The sequence below is a fragment of the Saccharopolyspora sp. NPDC000995 genome, assembly GCF_053599315.1.
Window position 1 is genome coordinate 1 of record NZ_JBSFLZ010000270.1, and the last position, 2,821, is coordinate 2,821.

1 pseudogene is annotated in these 2,821 nt (G+C 68.7%); it reads left to right on the forward strand.

The window, feature by feature from the left end:
- Positions 1-2,821 (forward strand): annotated as a pseudogene (locus ACWDKQ_RS35670) (hypothetical protein); the annotation flags it as partial.

The following is a 2,821-nucleotide window of genomic DNA, read 5'->3' on the forward strand; positions in this document are numbered from 1 at the left end:
TCGATGGCGTGGCTGGCGGCGCGGATGGCGGTGATGCGGTTTTTGTTGTCGCGGTGGTGGGGTCAGTTGTTCATGCGGTTGGCGATGGCGGCGGCTGGTGGTGTGGCGTTCAACGTGGTGCCGGATCTGCAGGCCCAGGCGCAGATGCTGGGTGAGAAGTCCAGTGCGAAATGGGACGGGAAGCTCAGTGAGCAGTCGGCGGGGATGGGGGCGTTTTCGGCGTTGGTGTCGCTGCCGTTGTCGGCGGTGGGTGGTCTGGTGAGCAACGCGTTGACGAAGGTGCTGGTGCGGGGGCTCGGCGATGAGGTGGACGAGAAGATCCTGGAGGCGGCGGCGAAGCGGGCGGTGGACGAGCACGCGGAGAAGTATCCGGTGTCGGCGATGGCGCGCTTCGCGGACGTGGTGGGGGAACATCTGGATCATTACGCGGGAATGTCGGTGCGGGGCATGTGGTCGGCGCGGTTCGGCAGCGGGATCGGGGAGGCGTTGTCCGACGGCCTGGGGGAGTTGTTCGGGGAGGTCGGGTATCAGGCGGCCACGGGCCAGGAAGTGACCTGGAACCCGTTCTCGGTGACGGCGGGCGTGTCCGAGTCGGTGTTCAGCGGTGTGGGCAATCTGACGGGCTTGGCATGGCGGGGCAAACTGCACCCGCAAGGCCCAAGCCCCTACCTCGACGACACCAGCCGACGTGAGGACACCACCACCGATGGCGGCGGGCTCGACGAGGAGAAAACCCCGCTGCCGGGAGCAGGGTCCGGGTCGCAGACAGGGCAAACCCCTGGCTCCCCAGGCAAGGACAACACGTTCGATTCCTCTGATGCCTCGAAGCCGTCCGATGCTTCGAAGCTGCCCGACGTCTCGAAGCCGTCCGATGTCTCGAAGCTGTCCGATGCGGACTCTGTTTTCCCGGTCGGGCCGGTGGATTCGGCTGCGGTATCGGTGCCCTCCGGCAAAGACCCCGTGGTGTCCGCTGCCGTGGACGTCAAGGACGGTAAGGAGGGTGCTGATGGCGGCGTGCCGGGCGGGAAGCCGGCTCGTGGTGTCCCGGAGGTGCCCGGTTCCAGGCAGGACCGGCCAGGCACACCGCTGTTGCCGGCACACTCCGACGGGGTAGTGGGTTCCGGGCAGGAACGCCCGGATACACCGCCACCGGCGTATTCCCCGGATGGGGTGGTGGGTCCTGGGCAGGACCGGTCGGGCGAGCCGCTGCCGGCGTATTCCACTGATGGGGTGGTGGTTTCCGGGCAGGAACGGCCGGATACCCCGCCGCCGCAGTACCGTCCGGTTGCCGGTGGTGATCCGGTGCCTGGGGTGCATGGTGTGGATGTGTCCGGGAACCGGCCGCTGGAGGTGCCTACCTCGCAGACACCGGGCTCACCGGCGGTGACCCCGCATACTTCTGGTGCGCCCGCGGATGCCGCGCTGCCGGAGACTGTCAGATCCGGGTCTGTCGTGGACTCCGACAGGGGTGTGGTGCCCGCGGGGCACGAGTCCTCGCCGGATGGCTGGACCGGCCGCGATGGGGATTCCGGTGTGGACTCCGTTGCGGGGCATGGGGATTCGCATCGCCAGGATGGCACTGCGGTGTCACCGGATTCGGCGATGCCCTCGGGGCAGGGGTCGCAGACGGCCCCGTATCTGCAACAGAACCCGGCGGCGGCCTTGCCTGTGGGCTTGCCGGCGGACACGGTGCGGGTGGAGGTGTCCGCGGATGTGGTTGCTGGTGACGGGCTGGCGGAGTTCGTGCGGGACAGTGTGGCGGATTCCACGGGCGGGCCTGTGGTGTTGGTGTCCCCAGGCAATTCGAGTGCGGCTGTGACGGTGTCGCTGGGTCAGGGGTCGGCTCTGGCGCAGGGCCTGGAGCGCAATGTTGTCGCGATGACGCCGGGACAGGGTGGGCGCACACCGCAGTGGACGGTGTTCGGTACGGACGGATCGACTAGGCCGCTGACCGGGCCTGGCGCTGCGGTGCCGGCCAGCGGCCGCGAGGGTGTGGCCGGTCTGACGGAGGCCTCGACTGCTGTTCCGGTCTCCGGTGAAAACAAGGTGGCCCCGGAGGAGACACCGGCTGCTCAGACGGCATCTGCCCAGGCGAGGTCGGTGGCTGGGGAGGTACAGCCCGCAGTGGTCGTACCCGGTGTCGGGGCGGGCACGGTGCGGGATACCGGTCGGATACCGGTGGGGCAGTGGTCGCGGTCGATTCTGGACCGCGAGATCGCCCGGGCGAAGAGCCTGAACTTGTCCAGTGGTGAAAAGGAGGCGGCGGGGCTGGTTGTGCGGCGCGCGCATGACGTGCGGGGGTTGGCTCGTGCGGATGCCGTGGTGCCGCTGGGGGATGTGGTGGCGCTGGTCGCGGCCAAGCGCCGCGAGGTCGGTGATGATCAGCAGGATCAGGTGGTGGCGTTTTCCCAGGAGCTGGCCGACAGGCTGGGTACGCGGCGCAGCGAACCGATCATCCAGGCCGGGGCCGGGCCGTCCGCGTCCTATGTGGAATCCGCCCCGGTGGCCTTCGGTGAGCTGAAGCCGCTGGTGGAGGGAGGGTCTGAGCCGCGTGGCGGCGAGGCGGAGTACGCGCGGGATAGGTCACGGGGGTCGCTGCCGGATGTGGTGGATGGCCGGCGTGTGGTGCTGAGCGAGGAGGATTTGGCGGGGGTTTCTGAGGAGGGGAGCGAGGCGCTGGAGGCTTTCCAGGAGGCGACGGGAGTGCATGCGCGGCCGAGGCTGGCTGGGGTGGATGGTCACGCAGAGGATGGTCACAATGTGGTGGCGTTCCTGCGGATGCTGGACTGGTGGGGTGTTCTAGACCATGCGGTGGTGGTGA